Annotated in this window: 22 protein-coding genes; 14 read left to right on the top strand and 8 right to left on the bottom strand. The window is 63.0% G+C overall.

What is annotated here, in order from left to right; genetic code table 11:
* The first annotated feature begins 2 nt into the window (after positions 1 to 2).
* From ACMV8A_RS07615 to ACMV8A_RS07555, 13 genes are all read left to right on the top strand, one after another.
* Positions 3 to 497, top strand: coding sequence for a SoxR reducing system RseC family protein (locus ACMV8A_RS07615; protein ID WP_495325169.1), 495 nt, complete (start codon positions 3 to 5; stop codon positions 495 to 497).
* Positions 487 to 1,938, top strand: a complete 1,452-nt coding sequence (locus ACMV8A_RS07610) for a DegQ family serine endoprotease (RefSeq protein WP_495325168.1) — start codon at positions 487 to 489, stop codon at positions 1,936 to 1,938. The genes ACMV8A_RS07615 and ACMV8A_RS07610 overlap by 11 nt, the downstream gene beginning before the upstream one ends.
* Positions 1,935 to 2,183: a glutaredoxin family protein gene (locus tag ACMV8A_RS07605; RefSeq protein ID WP_495325167.1), complete on the top strand. Its 249-nt coding sequence runs from the start codon at positions 1,935 to 1,937 to the stop codon at positions 2,181 to 2,183. The genes ACMV8A_RS07610 and ACMV8A_RS07605 overlap by 4 nt, the downstream gene beginning before the upstream one ends.
* A gap of 124 nt (positions 2,184 to 2,307) precedes the next feature.
* Entirely contained in the window at positions 2,308 to 4,113 is a 1,806-nt protein-coding gene (lepA, locus tag ACMV8A_RS07600; RefSeq protein WP_495325166.1) for a translation elongation factor 4, read from the top strand.
* Positions 4,110 to 4,931, top strand: coding sequence for a signal peptidase I (lepB, locus tag ACMV8A_RS07595; protein WP_495325165.1), 822 nt, complete (start codon positions 4,110 to 4,112; stop codon positions 4,929 to 4,931). The genes lepA and lepB overlap by 4 nt, the downstream gene beginning before the upstream one ends.
* Before the next feature lie 51 nt (positions 4,932 to 4,982).
* Positions 4,983 to 5,330, top strand: coding sequence for a DUF4845 domain-containing protein (locus tag ACMV8A_RS07590; RefSeq protein WP_495325164.1), 348 nt, complete (start codon positions 4,983 to 4,985; stop codon positions 5,328 to 5,330).
* Positions 5,327 to 6,001, top strand: coding sequence for a ribonuclease III (gene rnc / locus ACMV8A_RS07585; RefSeq protein ID WP_495325163.1), 675 nt, complete (start codon positions 5,327 to 5,329; stop codon positions 5,999 to 6,001). The genes ACMV8A_RS07590 and rnc overlap by 4 nt, the downstream gene beginning before the upstream one ends.
* On the top strand, positions 5,994 to 6,896 hold the full coding sequence (gene era / locus ACMV8A_RS07580; protein WP_495325162.1) for a GTPase Era: 903 nt from the start codon (positions 5,994 to 5,996) through the stop codon (positions 6,894 to 6,896). Before rnc ends, era begins: the two co-directional genes overlap by 8 nt.
* Before the next feature lie 170 nt (positions 6,897 to 7,066).
* Positions 7,067 to 7,822: a DNA repair protein RecO gene (recO, locus tag ACMV8A_RS07575; protein ID WP_495325161.1), complete on the top strand. Its 756-nt coding sequence runs from the start codon at positions 7,067 to 7,069 to the stop codon at positions 7,820 to 7,822.
* Entirely contained in the window at positions 7,819 to 8,586 is a 768-nt protein-coding gene (pdxJ, locus tag ACMV8A_RS07570; protein ID WP_495325160.1) for a pyridoxine 5'-phosphate synthase, read from the top strand. Before recO ends, pdxJ begins: the two co-directional genes overlap by 4 nt.
* A complete protein-coding gene (gene acpS, locus ACMV8A_RS07565) occupies positions 8,583 to 8,963 on the top strand; it encodes a holo-ACP synthase (RefSeq protein WP_495325159.1) in 381 nt (126 codons plus the stop codon). The genes pdxJ and acpS overlap by 4 nt, the downstream gene beginning before the upstream one ends.
* 64 nt (positions 8,964 to 9,027) lie before the next feature.
* The gene (locus ACMV8A_RS07560) at positions 9,028 to 10,161 is read left to right on the top strand and encodes an NAD(P)/FAD-dependent oxidoreductase (RefSeq protein WP_495325158.1); all 1,134 of its coding nucleotides are present in this window, start codon (positions 9,028 to 9,030) and stop codon (positions 10,159 to 10,161) included.
* A 28-nt stretch (positions 10,162 to 10,189) separates the two neighbouring features.
* The gene (locus ACMV8A_RS07555; protein WP_495325157.1) at positions 10,190 to 11,386 is read left to right on the top strand and encodes an iron-containing alcohol dehydrogenase; all 1,197 of its coding nucleotides are present in this window, start codon (positions 10,190 to 10,192) and stop codon (positions 11,384 to 11,386) included.
* A gap of 165 nt (positions 11,387 to 11,551) precedes the next feature.
* Here the strand turns inward: ACMV8A_RS07555 and ACMV8A_RS07550 are convergent, their stop codons facing one another.
* From ACMV8A_RS07550 to purB, 7 genes are all read right to left on the bottom strand, one after another.
* A complete protein-coding gene (locus ACMV8A_RS07550) occupies positions 11,552 to 12,121 on the bottom strand; it encodes a hypothetical protein (protein ID WP_495325156.1) in 570 nt (189 codons plus the stop codon).
* The gene (locus ACMV8A_RS07545) at positions 12,121 to 13,932 is read right to left on the bottom strand and encodes a M61 family metallopeptidase (protein WP_495325155.1); all 1,812 of its coding nucleotides are present in this window, start codon (positions 13,930 to 13,932) and stop codon (positions 12,121 to 12,123) included. Before ACMV8A_RS07545 ends, ACMV8A_RS07550 begins: the two co-directional genes overlap by 1 nt.
* 102 nt (positions 13,933 to 14,034) lie before the next feature.
* Positions 14,035 to 14,853 (bottom strand): secretin GspD/PilQ domain-containing protein, encoded by an 819-nt coding sequence (locus tag ACMV8A_RS07540; RefSeq protein ID WP_495325154.1) that lies wholly within the window; start codon positions 14,851 to 14,853, stop codon positions 14,035 to 14,037.
* Between the two features lie 20 nt (positions 14,854 to 14,873).
* On the bottom strand, positions 14,874 to 15,386 hold the full coding sequence (locus tag ACMV8A_RS07535) for a DUF7931 domain-containing protein (RefSeq protein WP_495325153.1): 513 nt from the start codon (positions 15,384 to 15,386) through the stop codon (positions 14,874 to 14,876).
* Positions 15,387 to 15,477: 91 nt separating this feature from the next.
* A complete protein-coding gene (locus ACMV8A_RS07530) occupies positions 15,478 to 15,909 on the bottom strand; it encodes a GNAT family N-acetyltransferase (protein WP_495325152.1) in 432 nt (143 codons plus the stop codon).
* Between the two features lie 73 nt (positions 15,910 to 15,982).
* A complete protein-coding gene (locus ACMV8A_RS07525; protein ID WP_495325151.1) occupies positions 15,983 to 17,158 on the bottom strand; it encodes a JmjC domain-containing protein in 1,176 nt (391 codons plus the stop codon).
* A gap of 140 nt (positions 17,159 to 17,298) precedes the next feature.
* Complete coding sequence (purB, locus tag ACMV8A_RS07520; protein ID WP_495325150.1) at positions 17,299 to 18,666, bottom strand: adenylosuccinate lyase; 1,368 nt, start codon at positions 18,664 to 18,666, stop codon at positions 17,299 to 17,301.
* A gap of 263 nt (positions 18,667 to 18,929) precedes the next feature.
* Here purB and acnB point away from each other — a divergent pair, with 263 nt between their 5' ends.
* Positions 18,930 to 21,488 (top strand): bifunctional aconitate hydratase 2/2-methylisocitrate dehydratase, encoded by a 2,559-nt coding sequence (gene acnB, locus ACMV8A_RS07515; protein ID WP_495325149.1) that lies wholly within the window; start codon positions 18,930 to 18,932, stop codon positions 21,486 to 21,488.
* A gap of 473 nt (positions 21,489 to 21,961) precedes the next feature.
* On the opposite strand, the gene ACMV8A_RS07510 is transcribed toward acnB, so the two are convergent.
* Positions 21,962 to 22,058 (bottom strand): IS3 family transposase (locus ACMV8A_RS07510; protein ID WP_495325269.1); only part of this gene is annotated, 97 nt, incomplete at its 5' end.

The raw sequence follows: 22,058 nt of genomic DNA, 5'->3' as shown, positions 1-22,058 counted from the left end.
ACATGATCGAAGAGAGCGGACGGGTGATGCGCACGGCGGGAGATTCCGCCTGGGTACAGACCGAGCGCCGCAGCAGCTGCGGCAGTTGCTCTGCCCGCAAGGGCTGTGGCACCGGCGCCCTGGCCGGTCTGTTCGGCGCCCGTGGCCACGAGGTCGAAGTGCTCAATCCCATCGGCGCCGAGCCGGGTGACGAGGTCGTCGTAGGTATCAGCGAGTCGCTGCTGGTGCGCGGCTCGGCCGCCGTCTACCTGCTGCCCTTGCTTACCTTGGTGGCGGGCGCATTGCTGGCGGAAGGTCTGGCACCGCAGCTGGGCCTGGCCGGCAGCGATGCACCGGCCATCGTCGGCGGTTTGGTTGGTCTCGGCACAGGCTTTCTGTGGTTGCGCCGGCGCAACCGGCGCTGGAGCGGTGACCCGACACACAGACCAGTGATTCTGCGTCGTGCCACGCCCACGGCAACGGTGAATTTTCTTTCAGGAAAAACCCATGCGAATTAGTCCCATGACACGATCGACACTACACCTTTCCTGGCTGTTTCTCGTGCTCCTGTTTCTGGCCGGCAACGCCGGGGCGCGTGAGTTGCCCGACTTTACCGTATTGGTGGAAAAATACGGCCCCGCGGTGGTCAACATCAGCACCAAGCAGAAACCACGGGCGCAGCAGCCGCAACTGCGCCTGCCGCCCGGCATGCCCCTGCCCGAATTTCCGGAGGAGGGGCCGTGGGGCGATCTGTTCCGCCATTTCTTCGGCAATCCGGGCGAGATGCCCGAACCGCGGGAGCGCGAAGGCGCTCGCTCGCTGGGTTCCGGCTTTGTCATCGATGGTGACGGCTTCATCCTTACCAACAACCATGTGGTGGAGGGGGCCGACGAAATTCTGGTACGGCTGAGTGATCGGCGCGAACTGTTGGCCAAACTGATCGGCGCCGACAAGCGCAGCGACCTCGCCCTGCTCAAGGTGGAGGCCAGCGGCCTGCCGGTGGTCACGTTCGGCCAGGCCGACAGGATCAAGGTCGGCGAATGGGTCATGGCCATCGGCTCACCCTTCGGCTTCGACCATTCCGTCTCCGTCGGTGTGGTCAGCGCCCTGGGCCGCAGCCTGCCCAGCGAGAGCTACGTGCCCTTCATCCAGACCGATGTGGCCATCAACCCCGGCAACTCCGGCGGCCCGCTGTTCAATCTGGACGGTGAGGTGATCGGCATCAATTCGCAGATTTATAGCCGCACCGGCGGCTTCATGGGGCTATCCTTCGCCATCCCGGTCGACGTGGCCATGGATGTCGTTGCCCAGCTCAAGGATAAGGGTTATGTCACCCGCGGCTGGCTCGGTGTCCTGATCCAGGACGTGACCCGCGAGCTGGCCGAGTCCTTCGGCATGAAACGCCCGGCCGGCGCCCTGGTCGCCAAGGTGCTCAAAGACGGTCCGGCGGCCAAAGCCGGCATCGAAGTGGGGGATATCATCGTGGAATTCGGGGGTAAAACCATCGATTCTTCGTCGGATCTGCCCCCGATAGTAGGCCGCAGCCGTATCAATGCCGACACCAAGGTCAGCGTGATCCGCAACGGCAAGCGCCAAACGCTTACCGTGCGGGTGGAGGAGCTGCCCAAGGATGAGGAACTCACCCTGGCCGAGGGCAAGCCCAGCAGCAGCAGCGACAACCGCCTCAATGTCACCGTCACCGATCTGACACCCGAGCAGCGCAAGGAGCTGGGACTGGAGCAGCGCCAGGGGGTACTGGTACAACAGGTGGAGGCCGGGCCGGCGCAGGAAGCGGGTATCCGCCGCGGCGACGTGCTGCTCAAGCTGAACAACGTGGACGTGGACAATGTGGCACACTTCAACAAGCTGGTGCGCGAGTTGCCCAAGGGGAAGTCGGTGCCGGTCCTGATACAGCGCCGCAGCGGCCCCATCTTCCTCGCCCTGCGGTTGCCCAAGTGACGGCTGAGCGTAAATTGACGCTGTACCTGCGCTACGGCTGTTCGCTGTGCGACGACATGCTGCTGGCCCTGCGCCTGCTGCAGCAGGAATTGCAATTCAACCTGCATACCATCGATGTGGATTCCGACCCGCTGCTGGAGCAGCGCTACGGCGAGTGGGTGCCGGTGCTGACCTCCCCCCAGGGGGAGTTGTGCCACTATTTCCTGGATCAAGATACCGTCCGGCGCTATTTCGCAGCCCCCTGATTTTCTGTACAATTTCGCCCACTGTGGCGCCCGTTGTGGCGCCTCTTCGTTTTGTCCACGGATGGACTTATGCCGCGGAGGCCATGGAAGGCCGTGAGCGGCGCTTTCAACGGAACCCCCTTCAGTGAGCGACCTCGAGCACATTCGCAATTTTTCCATCATCGCCCATATCGACCACGGCAAATCCACCATCGCCGACCGTTTCATCCAGGTCTGTGGCGGCCTGACCGAGCGCGAGATGGAGGCCCAGGTGCTCGACTCCATGGACTTGGAGCGCGAGCGCGGCATCACCATCAAGGCGCAGAGCGTGTCCCTGGACTACAAGGCGCGCAACGGCGAAGTCTATCACCTCAACTTCATCGATACCCCGGGTCATGTCGACTTCTCCTACGAGGTGTCACGTTCGCTGGCCGCCTGTGAAGGCGCGCTGCTGGTGGTGGACGCCTCCCAGGGCGTCGAGGCCCAGACCGTCGCCAACTGCTACACCGCCATCGAGCAGGGCCTGGAGGTGATGCCGGTACTGAACAAGATTGACCTGCCGGCAGCAGAACCGCAGCGGGTGATCGCCGAAATCGAGGAGATCATCGGTATCGAGGCCAGCGATTCCGTTCTGGTCAGCGCCAAGAGTGGTCTCGGCATCGACGACCTGCTGGAGCAACTGGTCACCAAGATACCGGCGCCCAAAGGCGACCGCGCCGCACCGCTGCAGGCCCTGATCATCGACTCCTGGTTCGACAACTACCTGGGCGTGGTGTCGCTGGTGCGCGTGATGCAGGGCGCACTCAAGCCCAAACAAAAGGTCACCATCATGTCCACCGGCCGCAGCTATCAGGTGGACCGCGTCGGCGTATTCACACCGAAGATGAAGGACACCCAGGCGCTGGAGGCGGGCGAGGTGGGCTTCATCATCGCCGGCATCAAGGAGATCGACGGCGCGCCGGTGGGCGATACCATCACCCTGACCGATCGTCCCGCCGCGGTGCCACTGCCCGGCTTCCGTCCGGTGCAACCGCGTGTATTTGCCGGCCTGTTCCCCATCAGTGCCGAGGACTACGAAAATCTGCGCGAGGCGCTGGCCAAGCTGCGCCTCAACGATGCTGCCTTGTTCTATGAGCCGGAAACCTCGCAGGCGTTGGGCTTCGGCTTCCGCTGCGGGTTTCTCGGCATGCTGCACATGGAGATCATCCAGGAGCGGCTGGAGCGCGAATACGATCTGGACCTGATCACCACCGCGCCCACCGTCATCTATGAGGTGCTCACCACCAAGGGCGAGATCCTCAAGGTGGACAATCCGGCCAACCTGCCCGAGCCCAACTACATCGCCGAGATCCGCGAGCCGATCATCACCGCCAATATCCTGGTGCCGCAGGACTATCTGGGTAACGTGCTGACCCTGTGCACGGAAAAGCGCGGTGTGCAGAAGAACATGCAGTTCGCGGGCAAACAGGTATCTGTCAACTATGAACTACCGCTCAACGAAGTGGTACTCGATTTCTTCGATCGCCTGAAGTCGTGCAGCCGCGGCTTTGCCTCCATGGACTATCAGTTCAACCGCTTCCAGGTGGCCAACCTGGTCAAGCTGGACATCATGATCAATGGCGAACGGGTCGATGCCCTGGCGGTCATCGTGCACCGTGACCAGGCCCAGGTGCGCGGCCGTGAGCTGGCCGAGAAGATGCGCGAGCTGATCCCGCGCCAGATGTTCGATGTCGCCATTCAGGCGTCCATCGGTTCCCACATCATCGCTCGCACCAACGTCAAGGCGATGCGCAAGAATGTGCTGGCCAAGTGCTACGGCGGTGACGTGAGCCGCAAGCGCAAACTGCTGGAAAAGCAGAAGGCTGGCAAGAAGCGCATGAAGCAGGTCGGTACGGTCGAAATTCCGCAGGAGGCTTTCTTTGCCGTCCTGCACGTAGGTAAGAAGGGTTGAGCATGGATTTTCCGTTGATATTGGTGTTGGCCACGGCAATCACCGGCGTGGTGTGGTTGCTGGACATCGTGCTGTGGGCACCCAAGCGCCGTGCCAGCGCCGCCGCCGCCGGCGCCGGCGCCAAGGGGGATGCGCTGACCGAGGCTGTTGGTAAGGCCCCCTACCTGGTCGACCTGTCCCGCTCCTTCTTCCCGGTGATACTCATTGTCCTGCTGATCCGCTCCTTTGTGGTGGAGCCGTTCCGCATCCCTTCCGGTTCGATGATGCCGACCCTGCTGGTAGGCGACTTCATCCTAGTGAACAAGTTCTCCTATGGCCTGCGCCTGCCGGTGCTCAATACCCGTTTCCTGGATCTGGGTTCGCCGCAGCGCGGCGAGATCATCGTGTTCCGCTATCCGGAAGACCCGCGCGTCGACTACATCAAGCGCGTCATCGGCGTGCCGGGCGATACCGTTGCCTATCGCAACAAGGTGCTCTATATCAATGGGACCGAAGTGCCGCAGAAATACGTAACCAGTTATGTGGGCGCCGGCTCGGGCGCGGTGATGACCGGCGCCAACGTGCGCGAAGAGACCCTCAACGGCAGCAGCCACCAAATCCTGGTGGTCCCGGAAGGTTTCGAACACGGCTTTGAATACACCGTGGGTGAAGGACAGTATTTCGTTATGGGCGACAATCGTGACAACAGTCGGGATAGTCGCTTCTGGGGCACGGTTCCGGAGGGCAATCTGGTAGGCAAGGCCTTCTTCATCTGGATGAATTGGGATACGGCCGCCGGCCGCATTGACTGGGGCCGTATCGGCAGCAGCGTCAAATAAGGAGCGTAGGACATGATGAACTCGATTGCTGTGAGACGGCAGCAAGCCGGCATGACACTGATCAGTTGGGTGGTCGTGTTTGCCATTGCAGGTGTCATTGCCGTTACTGGACTCAAGCTGTTCCCGGTGTACATGGAACACTTGAGTGTCAACTCGTCCATGGACTCCCTGGTCTCGGATCAGGGCTTACGCGGTGCCGGTCCCGGCGAATTGCGCGAGGCATTGGTGCGACGCCTGGATATCAACGACGTCAAGCGCGTAAAGCGCGAAGACATTACCATTCAGCGTGACGGCAACATCTATCGCGTCAACGTCGCCTACGAGGTGGTAGTGCCATTTGTCTATAACATCAGCTTCCTGGTCAGCTTCGACGATACGGTGGAGGTTGCTGCCCGTTGAAGCCGTTGGACACGCTCTGCCGTAACCTCGGCTATAATTTCCGTGACCCGGGGCTGCTGGAAATGGCGCTCACCCACCGTAGTGTGGGCAGCCACAATAATGAGCGGCTGGAGTTTCTCGGCGATGCCGTGCTCAGTTTCGTCATCTCGGCCGAGTTGTATCGTCGCTTCGGCAACGTCAACGAGGGAACCCTGAGCCGCCTGCGCGCCTCGCTGGTGAAGGGCGATACGCTGGCCCTCATCGCACTGGACCTCAAACTGGGGGATTGCCTCAATCTGGGCTCCGGGGAACTCAAGAGCGGCGGCTACCGCCGCGAGTCGATTCTGGCCGACGCCCTGGAGGCGATCTTCGGCGCCGTCTATCTAGACAGCGATATCGAACGTGCCCGGCAGTTGATCCTTGAATTGTACGAAGAGAAGATCGACGCCGTACAGCCTGCCGCCAATCTGAAGGATCCAAAGACCCGTCTGCAAGAGTTTTTGCAGGCCCGCCGTTTACCCCTGCCCACCTATAGCGTGACTGCCATGGAAGGGGAGGCGCATGAACAGACCTTCACCGTCAGTTGTACGGTGGAGGGCTTGAGCGAACCCACTATCGCTGCCGCAGCCAGCCGCCGCAAGGCCGAGCAGGCCGCCGCAGAACTTGCCTTGCGAGCGCTGGAAAATGCCTGAATCCAAATCCTTTCGTTGTGGCTATGTGGCCCTGGTCGGCCGCCCCAACGTGGGCAAGTCGACGCTGATGAACCACCTCATCGGCCAAAAGATCAGCATCACCTCCAGCAAGCCACAGACCACCCGCCATCGCATCATCGGCATCAAGACCGAAGCCGACTATCAGATAGTGTTTGTCGACACGCCAGGCCTACACCTCAACGCCAAAAAGGCGGTCAACCGCTACATGAACCGCACGGCCAAGAGCACCCTGACCGATGTGGACCTGATCATCTTTGTGGTCGAGGCGACCCGCTGGACCGAGGATGACGACAACGTGCTGCGCCAGCTGCGTACCGCCGAGGTACCGGTGGTTCTGGCCGTGAATAAGATCGATCACATCAAAGACAAGGCGGAGTTGCTGCCGCTGTTGCAGGGGCTGGCGAAGAAGATGGATTTCGCCGCCCTGGTGCCGGTGTCCGCACTGCGCCGCGGCAACCTGGACGAGTTGGAACGGGTGGTGGCACAACACCTGCCCGAGAATGAGCCGTTTTACGCCGAAGACCAGATCACCGATCGCAGCTCGCGCTTTCTTGCTGCCGAGATCGTGCGCGAAAAGCTGATGCGCACCCTGGGCCAGGAACTGCCCTATGAATTGACGGTGGAGATCGAGCAGTTCAAGGAGGAGGATGGCATGCTCAATATCGCCGCCGTGATCTGGATCGAGCGCGACAGTCAGAAGCCCATCGTCATCGGCAAGGGCGGCAGCGTGCTGAAAAAGGTTGGCCAGGCGGCGCGCACCGACATGGAAAAGCTGTTCGACAGCAAGGTATTTCTGCAGCTGTGGGTCAAGGTAAAGGAAGGCTGGTCCGATGACGATCGCGCCCTGTCCAGTCTGGGCTACACGGACGAGTAAGCCGCATAGTATGCGGTTAACTCCGCGAATGAACGCAAATGATGACGAAAGATCAAGAGCGTAAGGCCACCGCGCTGCCTCCCACTGGATGAACGTTGGTATCCCGGCAACACTATGGGTATTTGCGTCCATTCGCGTTCATTTGCGGACTGACAGAGGTTTTCAAATCAATGCGGACCGAGCTGCGCCCTGCCTACATCCTGCACCGCCAGCCCTACCGCGAAACCAGTCTGCTGCTGGAGGCCTTCAGCCTCGATGCCGGGCGTGTTGGCCTGGTGGCGCGTGGTGCGCGCAGCGGCAAGGGCGCGGGACGCGGTCTGCTGCAAGCCTTCGTACCCCTGCTATTGTCCTGGTCCGGGCGCGGCGAGCTCGCCACGCTCACCGGCGTGGAGGGCCGCGGCGGCCTGCCGCCATTGGCGGGGCGCGCCCTGATCAGCGCCTTCTATCTCAACGAACTGCTGCTGCGCCTGCTGCAACGCCACGACCCGCACGAAGAGCTGTTTCATGCCTACGAGCTGGCCCTGCAACGGCTGGCGGCCGTGCCGCAACAGCCGGAGTGGACGCTGCGTCTGTTCGAGAAGGCGCTGTTGCAGGAGCTGGGCTACGGCCTGTTGCTGGAGCATGAGGCCCACGGCGATGTCATGATTCAACCTGCGCTGCGCTATTGCTACCATGTGCACCAGGGGCCCATGCGTGAAAATGCCACCGAACAGCCTGGCCCGTGTGTTCATGGCGCCACCCTGCTGGCACTGGCGGCGGAAGAGGGGGCCGATGAGCGTGTGCTGGCCGAGGCCAAGGTTTTGATGCGCACCATCCTGGCCCAGCATCTGGGCACCCGGCCGCTACGCAGCCGCGAACTGTTTCGCCAGACCTATGCCGGCCGGGCCGATTTGCTCGCGGCACATCAAGAGGATGAAGAACTGTGAATGCGTTGTATGAAATCCTGCTCGGCGTGAACATCGACCACGTCGCCACCCTGCGTCAGCAGCGTGGTACGCGCTATCCCGATCCGATCCAGGCGGCCATCGAGGCCGAACAGGCCGGTGCGGACAGCATCACCCTGCATCTGCGTGAGGATCGTCGCCACATTCAGGAGCGCGATGTGGAGCTGCTGGCCGGTATCCTGCAGACGCGCATGAACCTGGAGATGGCGGTCACCGAGGAGATGCTGACCATCGCCGAACGCATCAAGCCGGTGGACTGCTGCCTGGTACCGGAACGGCGCGAGGAGTTGACCACCGAGGGCGGCCTCGATGTCGCCGGTCAGAAGGAGCGCATCCGCGAGGCCTGCCAGCGTCTGGCCGACGCCGGGGTGCGCGTGTCACTGTTCATCGATGCCGATACCCGCCAGGTGGAGGCGGCCGCGGCCTGCGGCGCGCCGTGCATCGAGATCCATACCGGCCATTACGCCGACCTTACCGAGCGCGATGCGGTCGCCGCCGAACTGGCGCGCATCGAACGCGCGGTGGCCATCGGCCAGCAGGTGGGGCTGCGCGTCAATGCCGGCCACGGCCTGCACTATCACAACGTCGCCCCCATCGCGCGCATGACCGGCATCCACGAACTCAATATCGGTCACGCCATCGTCGCCCGTGCCCTGTTCACCGGCTTCCAATCTGCCGTGGCCGAGATGAAGCGCCTGATGGTGGAGGAGCGCCGGCAGGCGCTCATCGGCAGCCACTGCGGATGATTTACGGCATCGGTACCGACATCGTCGCCGTGGCGCGCATGGCGCGCGCCCTGGAGCGTCATGGCGAACGCTTTGCCGTCCGCATCTTGGCGGCAGAGGAAAAGGCGGCTTATCGCAGCGCCGTGCATCCGGCACGCTTCCTCGCCAAGCGTTTTGCCGCCAAGGAGGCGGCAGCCAAGGCCATCGGTACTGGCTTCCGCCACGGCCTGTCGTTGCAGGACATCAGCGTCTCCAACGACGAGGCGGGCAAGCCCCTGCTGCATTTCAGCGGTCGCGCGCTGGATCTACTGGAGGCGCGTGGCATAGGTGAGGGCTTTCTCAGCCTGGCGGACGAACACGACTACGCCGTCGCCTACGTGATCCTGATGCGCCGCTGAAAAATGCGGACGTGTACACTGTGTGCCGCTGTGGCGATACATTCTTACTGACCGAGACAGCCTCATGACCCAACAACGATTGACCGTCATCGGCAGCGGTTTTGCCGCCATCACCGCGCTGCGTGAGCTGCGCAAGCGCAACCCGCAGGCGCAGATCACGCTCATTGCTCCGCGCGCCGAGTTCGTATTTCTGCCCAGCCTGATCTGGATCCCGTCCGGGCAACGCCGGCCGGAGGACCTGGTTGTGCCGCTGGACAATTTTCTGCACCGCCTGCGCGTCGAGTTGCAGGTCGCCGAGGCCACCGGCCTGAAGGACGGTGGGCGCACCGTAGTGACCAGCAACGGCGAGGTCGGTAACGACGGTCTGATCATTGCCAGCGGCGGCCGCTTCATCAAGAAACTGCCCGGTATCGAACACGCCATCACCCCGTGCGAAGGTATCGCCGCAGCGACGGCGATCCGCGAACGCCTCAACGCCATGTCGGGCGGCACCATCGCCATCGGCTTCGGCAGCAATCCCAATGAACCTTCCGCCATGCGCGGTGGGCCGATGTTCGAATTCCTGTTCGGCATCGACACCCTGCTGCGCCAGCAGGGACGGCGCGAGCACTTCAAGCTGGTATTCTTCAATCCCGCCGCCGAACCGGGCAAGCGTCTCGGCGCCAAGGCCGTGGGCGGCCTGCTGCGCGAGATGCAACGCCGTGGCATCGACACCCATCTCGGTCATAAGCTCAAGGGCTTCACGCACAACAGCGTGCAGACCGAAGGCGGCGAGTTTGCTGCCGACCTGATCCTGTTCATGCCGGGCATGACCGGTAATGCCTGGTTCGACAACACCGATCTGCCGCGCTCACCGGGCGGCCTGCTGCAGGCCGATGAATTCTGCCGCGTATCCGGCGGCGAGCGCGTCTATGTAGCAGGCGACTCCGGTAGTTTCCCCGGCCCGGACTGGATGCCCAAGCAGGCGCACATGGCCGATCTGCAGGCCAAGGCCGCCGCCGCCAATCTCAGCGCGGAGTTGCGCGGTGAGCCGGTGCAGGCGCGCTTCAAGATCGAGCTGATGTGCGTGGTGGACAGCCTGAACAAGGGCATGCTGGTGTGGCGCACGCCGACGCGCAGCCTGGTGTTGCCGGCGTGCCGCCTGTGGCACTGGGCCAAGCGTCTGTTCGAGCGCTGGTATCTGTATCAGCTGCGTTGAAGCAACGATATAGCGCAAAGGTCCATCGATGCACATTCCTGCCTTTTCCATCGCTGCCCTGCCGCGCCTGGTGTTTGGTGCGGGCCGCCTCAGTGAACTGCCGCAATTGACTGTAGAGTTTGGCCGTCGTGTGCTGCTAGTCACTGGCGGCAGCTCATTCCGCAGTTCGCCCCACTGGCAAGGCTTGTTGCAAGGGCTGGAGCAGGCCGGCATGTCGCACGAGGTGTTTGCGGTCAGCGGCGAGCCTTCGCCAGAGATGATCGACACGGCGGTAACGCAATTCGGTTCCGCCGGCGTGGAGGTGGTCATCGGTATCGGCGGCGGCAGCGTGCTCGACGCGGCCAAGGCCATCGCCGGACTTCTGCCCAATGGCAATTCGGTGTTGGATCACCTGGAAGATGTGGGACGCGGCATTCCCTATAACGGTCCGTCGCTGCCGTTCATCGCCGTACCCACCACCGCCGGCACCGGCAGTGAGGCCACCAAGAATGCGGTCCTCAGCCGTCACGGCCGTGACGGTTTCAAGAAATCCTTCCGGCACGACTGCCTGGTGGCCAAGGTGGCGCTGATTGATCCGCAGCTGCTGGCCGCCTGTCCGCGCCACCTGATGGCGGCGCAGGGCATGGATGCCTTTACCCAACTGTTGGAATCCTATGTCTCGCTGCGCGCCAATCCGTTTACCGACGCGCTGGCTTGGAGCGGTTTGGAGGCCGTGGCCGGAGGTTTCTGGGCAGCGTGGGAGGGGGGAGACTCGGCGCAGGCTGCCGCCGGTCGCAGTGCCATGGCCTACGCCGCACTGCTGTCTGGCATCACCCTGGCCCAGGTAGGTCTCGGTTCGGTACACGGCCTCGCGCAACCGCTGGGCTCGTTGTTCCCCGTGCCGCACGGGGTCGCCTGCGGCACCACGGTGGCGGCCGCCACCGCCGTCAATGTGCAGGCCCTGCGCCAGCGCATGCCCGAGTCGGCGGCCCTACCCAAATATGCGCGCGTCGGCCGCCTGCTCAGCAACGATGCCACACTGGATGACAATGCGGCGACTTCGGCCCTGGTTCAGACGTTGGACAACTGGAGCATCCGGCTTGAGCTGCCGCGCCTCAGCCATTTCGGCATCGCCGCGACAGACATCCCGGCCATTGTCGCCGCCTCGCGCAACAACAGCATGAAGAGTAATCCGGTTGTACTGGCCGACGATGAGATCGCCGCCATCGTGCGGCAACGCTTGTAGGCTTTGTCTTAAGGAAGGTCTGAATAAGTTCATCCTGGACTTCTCAGCCCACGCGAATCGAAAAATGCGATTTTCGATTCGCTTCATTTTCCAACGAGTTATCGTCGCTGGAAAATGGCGGCACATTCCTGTGCCGCGGAAGCTCTGAACTTATTCAGAGCTTCCTTAAGAATGCCGGTAGTAGAAGTACTGCCACTCGAAGCCGCTGACTTCACGCAACACCTTCAGCAACGCCTCCGACGGCACCGCCTCGCCCTCGAATATCCCCCACACGCGCAGGAACAGGCGGCCGAAACCGGCACATTGCCGCCAGCGCAGCATCGGCAGCGGATACTCCTCGCCGCATAGCGGACAGCGCCAATTCTGCTCCGGCTTTGCCCGCCAGTCCTCCACCAGCGCCGGCCAGGTTTCGACGCGGAACCCGCAACCGGGACAACGCGGCGTCTTGACGTTGCTGCCACCAATGAAGCGCAGCTCATCGCTGGGACCATCGATCTGGATATGGCAGAACTCATCGCCAGTGGCGCCTGGCTCGCCCAGCGCCACCACCGGCGAACAACCGAGAAAGGTCAGCAGTTGGAGAAAATGCTCACCAGGACGGTAGTGCTGCTGTCCATTGAACATCAGTGGCGCACCGATGAATCCACACTGTTCCAGACGGTAAAGCAGGGTGCGCTTGTCCGGCAGCGTGGGCTGCAGCGTAGCCGGCAGAAGAATCAGTTGATTGACAGTCATCAGCGCATTGTACCGGACAACCAGGCATCGCAGCGCTGCTGCTGGGGAGCATCCGGGGCTTCAAGATCGGCGAGATAACAGGTATCAGCTGCGGCGGTTTGCAATACCACGGTGAAGGTCATCAATTCGTCGCGGCGGAAGGCATGGACCTGCACGCTGTCACCGGGCGCGTAACTGGTGATCACCCTGTCCAGGCTGCCGTTGCTTACCCGCAACCCGTCAACGGCAATCACTACGTCGCCTGCCGCCAGGCCGGCCTGCTGGGCAGCGCCGCCGTCGAACACATTGAGCAGTTTGGCGCCGCCGGCGTCATCGCCTGTGCGCACGCCGAGGACGATGCGGGGCTTGCCGTTCTTTCCGCCCGGCTTGCCACCCTTATCGCCGCTGCTGTCAGCCGGGCGTAGGCGGTAATCGATGCCACAGGTGGCAAGCAGTTCTGCCAGCGGCAGGTCGTCGGTACCGCGCAGCGCCTGGCGGAAGAATGCGGACAAATCGACGCCGGCCACTTCGCTGATCAAGCGTTCCAGCCCCTCCTCGGTGACACCCTGGGTCGCGTGGCGCTGCCACAGTGTGCGCATTACATCATCCAGTGACACGCCGCCGTCACCGGTATTGCGCAGGGTCAGGTCCAGCGCCAGGGCGATGAGGCTGCCCTTGGTGTAGTAGCTCACCACCGCATTGGGCGCATTTTCATCCTGCTTGTAGAACTTGGTCCAGGCATCGAAGCTGGAGTCGGCCACTGGCTGTTTGAGGCGGCCGCTGCCGCGCAGCACGCGGGTGACGGTCTGTCCCAGTAGTTCCAGATAACTGTCGCGGCTGATGAGGCCGCTGCGCACCAGGGCCAGGTCGTCGTAATAGGATGTGACGCCCTCGAAGAACCACAGCAGCGGCGTATGTACCTCGCGGCTGAGGTCGTAGGGCTGGAATACCACCGGCTTGATGCGCTTGATATTCCAGGTATGGAAATACTCGTGACTACACAGGCCGAGAAAACTGCGATAGCCCTCGCTCACCGCGTCCTCACCAGCACGCGGCAGGTCGTCGCGGCTGCACAGCAGGCTGGTGGAGCTGCGGTGTTCCAGTCCGCCATAACCATCGCCGGTGATCATCACTTGGAACAGATAGCGCGACATCGGCGCCGGTTCACCGAACAGGTGGATGTGGTATTCGCACACGGTCTTCAGATCGCGCGCCAGGCGCGCCTGGTCAGCGCGATGGCGGCCGGTGAGGGTCATGGCGTGCGGCACGCCGCAGGCCTCGAATTCGATGACATCGAAGTGGCCCATTTCCACCGGGTGATCGATGAGCTCGTCGTAGTCAGCGGCCTGATAAGCGCCGAAACCCCACAGCGCGGCGCCCGCCCGCGGCAAGGTGGTCGCCACGCGCCACTCGGCATAGGCGCCGCCCTCAGGCGGCAGGATCTGCACGCCGCAGGGCTGCCCGTCCTGGCCGTGCACACGCAGGAACACGCTGCTGCCGTTGTAATAGCCGTGGGTAGTGTCGAGGTGGGCGCTGCGCACCGACAGATCCCAGGCATAGACCTCGTAGCGTATCTCCAGCGGCCCCTGGCACGGCGCGCACTGCCAGGTCTGCTTGTCCAGCTTGCGCACCGCCAGCTCGGCGCCATCGCAGTACGCCTTGAGCCAGACGATATTGCGGGCGAAGTCGCGGATCATGTAGCTGCCGGGGATCCAGGCAGGCAACGACACCACCTGACCGTCGGCGGCCGGGCGCTGCACGGTGAGCGTGATCTCGAACAGATGGGCCTCGGGAGAGGAGGGGAGGATGCGGTAGTGGATGGCGTGAGTCATGGTCGATGTTGTTGTCTTGCGCAGGAGCGACTTTGCCTCGTTCAGGCGCCGACGACACTCGACGCCCTGCATCGCGGCAGGGCCGTTCCTACGGGTAAGGGATTATTCGACGGTATCGATGCGGATGTAGGTACGCATGCGCTGCACGTCGCGTTCCTGCGTAGAGTGGAGAATGCCGCGACTGCTCTCCTGCCGCTCATTCACCACGCCGCCCAGCTCGATCCACTCGCCGAGACGGCCGCTCACCGAAGTGTTCAGGCTGGAGGTCTCGATGGCGCCGCCACCGGTCGCCGCCGGCCGGGCACGAAACGGCCGCACGTCGACGATGACGCGTTCGCCGCTGATGCGCGGCCGCACCTCGAAGCCGCTGGAAACATCCTTGTATTCGATGCTTTCCTGCACCACCACACCACCACCGGATTGGGTCACACTGCGCTGCGGCACCGGCATCTCCTGGCCACTCTGGATGCGCGCCCACTGCCCTTCCAGCACGCGCAGACGCTGATCGCCACTGTCATCACCACGGCGCTCGGTGCGGTAGGCGCGCAGGCGCGGCGCACCGCCTTCGCCGATGATGACCTTGCCGCTGTCACCGCCGATCTCGCCGCGCGCCTCGATCCCCTGGCGCTCCTGCTCGCTCAATTCGCCACGGCGCACGGTGATCACCAGGTTGCGCAGCGCCGCATCGAGCTCGCGCACCATCTGTTCGATCTCCTTGAGGTTCTCCGGCGTGCTGCGCACCAGCAGGGTATAGCCGGTGCCGCTGATGCCGCCGCGCGGGTCCAGCATGGGGCGCAGGATGGTGATCATCTCCTCGGCACTGCGGTTCTGCAGCTTGAAGGTTTTCAGTTCCGTTTGCGCCGGTGCGGCAACGGAAAAAAGGAGGGCGAGCAGCAGGGTGATGAGGCGCAGTCGGTTCATGCTTTGCGTTTCAATTGGCTTTACAGATGCAACCGGCGCAGCTGCGAATCCTGCTGGCTGCGCTGCCACACCTCGTTGAAGAAAGTGACGAGGTCGCGCGCCGTGAGGCGGTCGCTGAAATTGGCGACCGCCTCGTAGCGGTCCGCCAGCTGGCGCGAGATATAACCGGTCTCATCGGCGACGAAGAAGGCGCGGGTGATGTCGGCATATTCGGCCACCGGCTTGCGGATTTCGATCTTGCTGCTCAGACGCTGCGCCAGGGTGACCAGGCGATGGCCACGGCGCACCGCGCTGGAGGAATCCTGCACCAGTATCTGGATGCGGGCGTACTGGCTGCCACGCGCCAGGCGTGATGCGGCCTCCTCGAATTCGGGGGTGTCGAAAATGGCATGGTCCAGATCATGGGTGAAGAGATGCAGGCTGCGCACCGCCTGCTGCGCCATGGCCAGGGCAACGGCCTGATGATCGCCGGCGGTCTCCAGCGACAGCAGTTCATTGGTCTCGCCGAGTTTGTGATGCTGGATATCCTGCATGGTGTTCTCCGTGCGCGTCTCTGTTGCGCTCCATCATAGCCCAATGCCGCCGCAAATAAGAACGCACACTTGTCCCTGGCTGGTGCCGGCCCTACAGAGCCAACCGCATGTTGCGGTGGGGGATACCGGCATCCATGAACTCATCGCCGAACGCTGCGAAACCGAAGCGCTCATAGAATGTGAGGGCATGGGTCTGGGCTGCTAGTTCCACCGTGGCAAAACCGGCGTTGCGGGCCGCTGCCAGCACCTGGCGCAGCAGGGCAGTTCCGACGCCGCGGCGGCGCCAGAACTGCAGCACCGCCATGCGGCCGATATGGCCGTCGGGCAACAGGCGGGCGGTGCCGATGGGATGCCCCTGGACATCTTCGGCCAGGAAGTGCCGGGAGACCGCATCCCACTCGTCCCATTCCAGTGCTGCCGGCACGCCCTGTTCCTGCATGAACACCACGCGGCGGATATGTGTCAGCGCCAGGCGGTCGTCATCCCAGTCGGCAACGCGGATGGTGAAGAGTGGCTTGGGCATAGGAACAAAGCATGGACCCGCGGGACGGGATTGGCCAGCGATCCACCAAAACAGGGCCGTGCCAGACGACGAATCAATCCTCCGGGAAATACAGCGCCCCGAGGTTGTACAGGTCGGTGAGCAGCTCCAGCAGGTCCTTGTCTTCCAGGTAGGGCATCAGCTCCTTGTAGCGGAACACGCGCTGGCCGGCGAGCATCTGCGCCACCTTGGGGCCGTCGCCGTACATCTCGTATTCCTCGCCGGCCACGTACAGGCGGGTGACGCCCGCCGCGTCGGTGTAGTGGGCGTAGCGGGTGTATTCGCTGCGCCACAGCTCGCCGTGTTTCTTGAACATATCCTTGAACTTCTTCGGCCGCAGCTCCTCTTCCGGCTCGGGCACGTAATGGCCGGGGCGCACGTCGGTGATGTAGGAGGCGAACCAGCGGTCGATGCTGTCATCGTCCATGGGGATGGAACGGATCAGTTCGCGGAAGGCCTCGCGGGCGTCGAGGGCGATCTCGCCCGGCCACTGTTGGGGCTTCAGATCCGGATCGCGGTAGAAGGCATCGAGATCGAAACGGTTCAGCGCGTCATTGCAATACCCGGAGACGATCGAGCCGACGGTGGGCGCCCGGTAGCCGACCGAGATGGTGATGCAGTCGCTGTCCAGCGCCACGCCGTGGTGCGCCACGCCCGGCGGCAGGTACAGCATGTCGCCCGGTGCCAGCACCCATTCTTCTTCTGCCACGAAGTTCTTCATGATCTTGAGCGGCAGGTCGGGTAGCAGGTCGTCGTCGGTGGGTTCCTGGCGGTTGATCTGCCAGCGGCGGCGGCCAGCACCCTGAATCAGGAACACGTCGTAGTTGTCGGCGTGCGGGCCGACCGTGCCGTGCTCGGGCGCGTAGCTCACCATCACGTCGTCCAGGCGCCAATTGGGCAAGAAGTTGAAACGATCCTGCAACAGGGCGAACTCGGGCACATGCTTGTTGATCTCCTGCACCAGCACCGTCCAGTGCGTGGCGGGCAGGGCAGTGAAGCGCTCCTCGGCGAAGGGGCCGTGCTCCACCTGCCAAGGCGTCGCGCCGCCCTGTTCCATGATCAGGCGCGATTCCACATCTTCCTCGCAGGCGAGGCCGGCCAGTTCCTCCGGCGTGATGGGGCACTGGTAGCCGGGCAGGGCCTGACGGATCAGCAGCGGCTCCTTCTGCCAGTATTTTTCGAGGAACTCCTCGACCGACAGCCCGCCGAGCAGGGTTTTGACGTCGTTCATTCGGGAACTCCTTGTCGCAGAGGCGCAGAGACGCGGAGATTATTGGCGATAGGAAACTGCCTGCTTACCCCTGCCGCAGGCTGCATTGAACAAGCGTTCATATTCTCTGTGTCTCTGCGTCTCTGCGGCAGGTTTGGAAGTCAAATCTTTTTGGCCTGCGTTACCGCATTGCCAATGTACGACGCCGGCGTCATGGCCTTCAGCCGTGCCTTGGCCTCGGCCGGGATGTCCAGGGTATCGATGAAGGCCTGCATGCCGGCCTGGTCGACGCGGCGGCCGCGGGTCAGTTCCTTCAGTTTCTCGTAGGGCTTCTCGATGCCGTAGCGGCGCATCACGGTCTGGATCGGTTCGGCCAGCACTTCCCAGTTGGCGTCCAGGTCGGCAGCGATGGCCACCGGATTGGCCTCCAGCTTGCCGATGCCGCGCAGGGTGGCGTTGTAGGCGATGAGCGAGTGGGCCACGCCGACGCCGAGGGTACGCAGCACGGTGGAGTCGGTGAGGTCGCGCTGCCAGCGCGACACCGGCAGTTTGGCGGCCAGGTGATCGAACAGCGCGTTGGCGACGCCGAGGTTGCCCTCGGAGTTCTCGAAGTCGATGGGGTTGACCTTGTGCGGCATGGTGGAGGAGCCCACCTCGCCGGCCACGGTCTTCTGCTTGAAGTAACCGATGGAGATGTAACTCCAGATGTCGCGGTCGAAGTCGAGCAGGATGGTGTTGAAGCGGGCGATGGCGTCGAACAGCTCGGCGATGTAATCGTGCGGCTCGATCTGGGTGGTATAGGGGTTCCACTCCAGGCCCAGCGAGGTGACGAACTCCTCGGCGAACTGGCACCAGTGGATGTCCGGATAGGCGCTGATATGGGCGTTGTAGTTACCCACCGCGCCGTTGATCTTGCCCAGCAGAGGCACCGCCTTGACCTGCTCGCGCTGGCGCTTCAGGCGCGCGCACACATTGGCCATCTCCTTGCCCAGGGTGGTGGGGGAGGCGGGCTGGCCGTGGGTGCGGGAGAGCATCGGCTGCTCGGCGTGGGTGTGGGCCAGGCCCTTGATGGCGTCGACCACCGCATCCATCGCCGGCAGCACCGCCTGGGTGCGCGCCTCGCGCAGCATCAGGGCATAGGCCAGGTTGTTGATGTCCTCGGAAGTGCAGGCGAAGTGGATGAACTCGGACACGGCCTCCAGCTCGGCATTGCCGGCGATCTTCTCCTTGAGGAAATACTCCACCGCCTTGACGTCGTGGTTGGTGGTTTTCTCGATGTTCTTGACCCGTTGCGCGTCCTCGACCGAGAACTTCTCCACGATGGCGTTGAGCAGGTTGTTGGCATGCTCGGACAGGGCCGGGACTTCGGGAATGTCCTTGTGCGCCGCCAGCTTCTGCAGCCAGCGCACCTCCACCAGCACACGGTGACGGATCAGGCCGTACTCGCTGAAGATGGGGCGCAGGTCCACGACCTTGCTGCCATAGCGGCCATCAACGGGGGAAATCGCGGTAAGTTCGGTCAGGTCCATGCCGGCTCCAGAGGGGGGTCATTCGGGGAAGCGCGCATGATACACCAATCGACCGGAAAACCTTACCCGATGGGGGCGCACAGAACCGTTGCGGCCGGCGTCAGCCGATCCCACACACCATCCATCCCGACATCGCCATAACCGCCAAAGCCCAATCCGCCTCAAGCATTCCGGCAGCGCCATGGATTGGAGTATGCTTTAGCCCATTCGCGCCCAGCCCGCGCAGCAGTTTTTACTTTAAATATCAAATACAGGTTATTGAGATGCTTAAAGAATATAGAGAACACACCGAGCAGCGCGCCGCCCAGGGCCTGCCCCCGCTGCCCCTGGATGCCAAACAGGTCGCCGAGCTGGTGGAACTGCTGAAGAACCCGCCCAAGGGCGAGGAACAATTTCTGGCCGATCTGATGACCCACCGCGTACCGCCCGGCGTGGACGATGCCGCCTACGTCAAGGCCGGTTTCCTCACCGCCCTGGCCAAGGGCGCGGCCAAGTCCCCGGTCATCGACCGCAAACATGCCACCGAACTGCTCGGCACCATGCTGGGTGGCTACAACGTCCGCGCCATGATCGACCTGCTGGACGATGACGACATGGCGCCCATCGCCGCCCAGGGCCTGGCCAAGACCCTGCTGGTGTTCGATGCCTACCACGACGTCATCCACAAGGCCAAAACCAACAACTGGGCCAAGCAGGTGGTCGATGCCTGGGCCGCCGCCGAGTGGTTCACCAGCCGCAACAAGCTGCCCGAGTCCATCACCCTGACCGTATTCAAGGTCCCCGGCGAGACCAACACCGACGACTTCTCACCGGCCTCCGAGGCCTGGAGCCGCCCGGACATCCCGCTGCACGCCAAGGCGATGCTGGTCTCCAAGATGCCCGAGGGCCTGGCCACCATCGAGCAGTTGAAGAAGCAGGGCCGCCCGCTGGCCTTCGTCGGCGACGTGGTCGGCACCGGTTCCTCGCGCAAGTCCGCCATCAACTCCGTGCTGTGGCACATGGGCGAGGACATCCCCTACGTGCCCAACAAGCGCCAGGGCGGCGTGATCCTGGGCGGCAAGATCGCCCCCATCTTCTTCAACACCGCCGAAGACTCCGGCGCGCTGCCCATCGAGTGCGACGTGTCCAAGCTCAACACCGGCGACATCATCACCATCAAGCCCTACGAAGGGAAGATCGTGAACGCCAAGGGCGAAGTGGTCTCCACCTTCGAACTGAAGCCCACCACCATCGCCGACGAGGTACGCGCCGGCGGCCGCATCCCGCTTATCATCGGCCGCTCGCTCACCGACAAGACCCGCGAGGCGCTGGGCCTCAAGCCCTCCGACCTGTTCACCCGCCCGGTCGCCCCGAAAGACACCGGCAAGGGCTACACCCTGGCGCAGAAGATGGTCGGCAAGGCCTGCGGCGTGACCGGCGTGCGCCCCGGCACCTACTGCGAGCCGCGCATGGCCACCGTTGGCTCCCAGGACACCACCGGCGCCATGACCCGCGACGAGCTGAAGGAGCTGGCCTGCCTCGGCTTCTCCGCCGATCTGGTGATGCAGTCCTTCTGCCATACCGCCGCCTACCCGAAGCCGGTGGACATCAAGCTGCACCACAGCCTGCCCGCGTTCTTCACCACCCGCGGCGGCGTCTCCTTGCGCCCCGGCGACGGTGTGATCCACTCCTGGCTCAACCGCATGCTGCTGCCCGACACCGTCGGCACGGGCGGCGACTCCCACACCCGTTTCCCCATCGGCATTTCCTTCCCGGCCGGCTCCGGCCTGGTCGCCTTCGCCGCGGCCCTGGGTGTGATGCCGCTGGACATGCCCGAGTCGGTGCTGGTGCGCTTCAAGGGCCAGATGCAGCCCGGCGTCACCCTGCGTGACCTGGTCAACGCCATTCCTTTTGTTGCGATCCAGCAGGGTCTGCTGACGGTGGCGAAGGAGGGCAAGAAGAACGTCTTCAACGGTCGCATCCTCGAAATCGAAGGACTGCCCGACCTGAAGGTGGAACAGGCCTTCGAACTCTCCGACGCCAGCGCCGAACGTTCCGCCGCCGCCTGCACCGTGCGCCTCAACAAAGAGCCGATCATCGAATACCTGCAGAGCAACATCACCCTGCTCAAGTGGATGATCGCCAACGGCTACGAAGACCAGCGCACCCTGAGCCGCCGTATCGAGGCGATGGAGGCGTGGATCGCCAACCCGCAGCTGTTGGAGCCGGATGCCGACGCCGACTACGCCGCCGTCATCGAGATCGACCTCAACGACATCAAGGAACCGATCCTGGCCTGCCCCAACGACCCGGACGACGTCAAACTGCTGTCCGCCGTCGCCGGTACCCCGATCGACGAGGTGTTCATCGGCAGCTGCATGACCAACATTGGCCACTACCGCGCCGCCGGCAAGGTGCTGGAGAAGGTCGCCAACGTGCCGACCCGCCTCTGGATCGCACCGCCCACCAAAATGGACGCCCACCAGCTCACCGAAGAGGGCTACTACAGCATCTTCGGCAAGGCCGGCGCCCGCACCGAAATGCCCGGCTGCTCCCTGTGCATGGGCAACCAGGCGCGCGTCGCCGACAACGCGACGGTGATCTCCACCTCCACCCGCAACTTCCCCAACCGTCTGGGCAAGGGGGCGAATGTCTATCTGTCGTCGGCGGAGCTCGCCGCTGTGGCGGCGATGCTGGGGCGGATTCCGACTGTGGCCGAGTATATGGAGGCGGTGAAGGGGTTGGAGCCGATGGAGGGGGAGATTTATAAGTATTTGAGCTTCGACCAGATTGCGGAGTATAAAGAGGTCGCGGATAGGGTGATTCCAATTCGGGCGGCTTAAGGGGGAATACCACCATGACTATTAATTCCGCGGCAATAAAGAATATAGTGAATTCAAGTGAAAACGATCCTGATTCATTGTCAGTCCTATCACTCGCGGAACGCTGGAGTGACATAATTAGGCTTATCAAAGAGGAGTATCTTTCGGAGGTGCAAGCTTACCCGTGGATCGTCGGGTTTTCCGGAGGAAAGGATTCGACAGTCGTCGCGCATGCGGTATTCGAAGCGCTTCTCAGCATACCGCCATCAAAGCGGAAACGTCCCATCCACATCGTGTCAAATGACACTATGGTAGAAAGTCCGTTAGTTATAGCTCATTTAAATGAGGTAGCTAGCCAAATACAAAACGCTGCTGGAAGTATGGGATTGCCAATTGTGGTCGCCCGGACCACACCCGATGTCAATCAAACCTTTTGGGTACTTCTTATCGGCAAAGGATATCCCTGGCCTGCCCCAGGTTCTGCGTACACCCGCCTAAGCTAAATTAGCTTGCCTCTCGTACTCCATCGGACTCAGGTAGCCCAAGGTCGAGTGCCGCCGACGGGGATTGTAGAACAGCTCGATGTAGTCG

This window comes from Sulfurivermis sp. (genome assembly GCF_059410345.1).
Note: the sequence above shows the minus strand (reverse complement) of the source record. Positions and strands in the feature narration are given on the sequence as shown.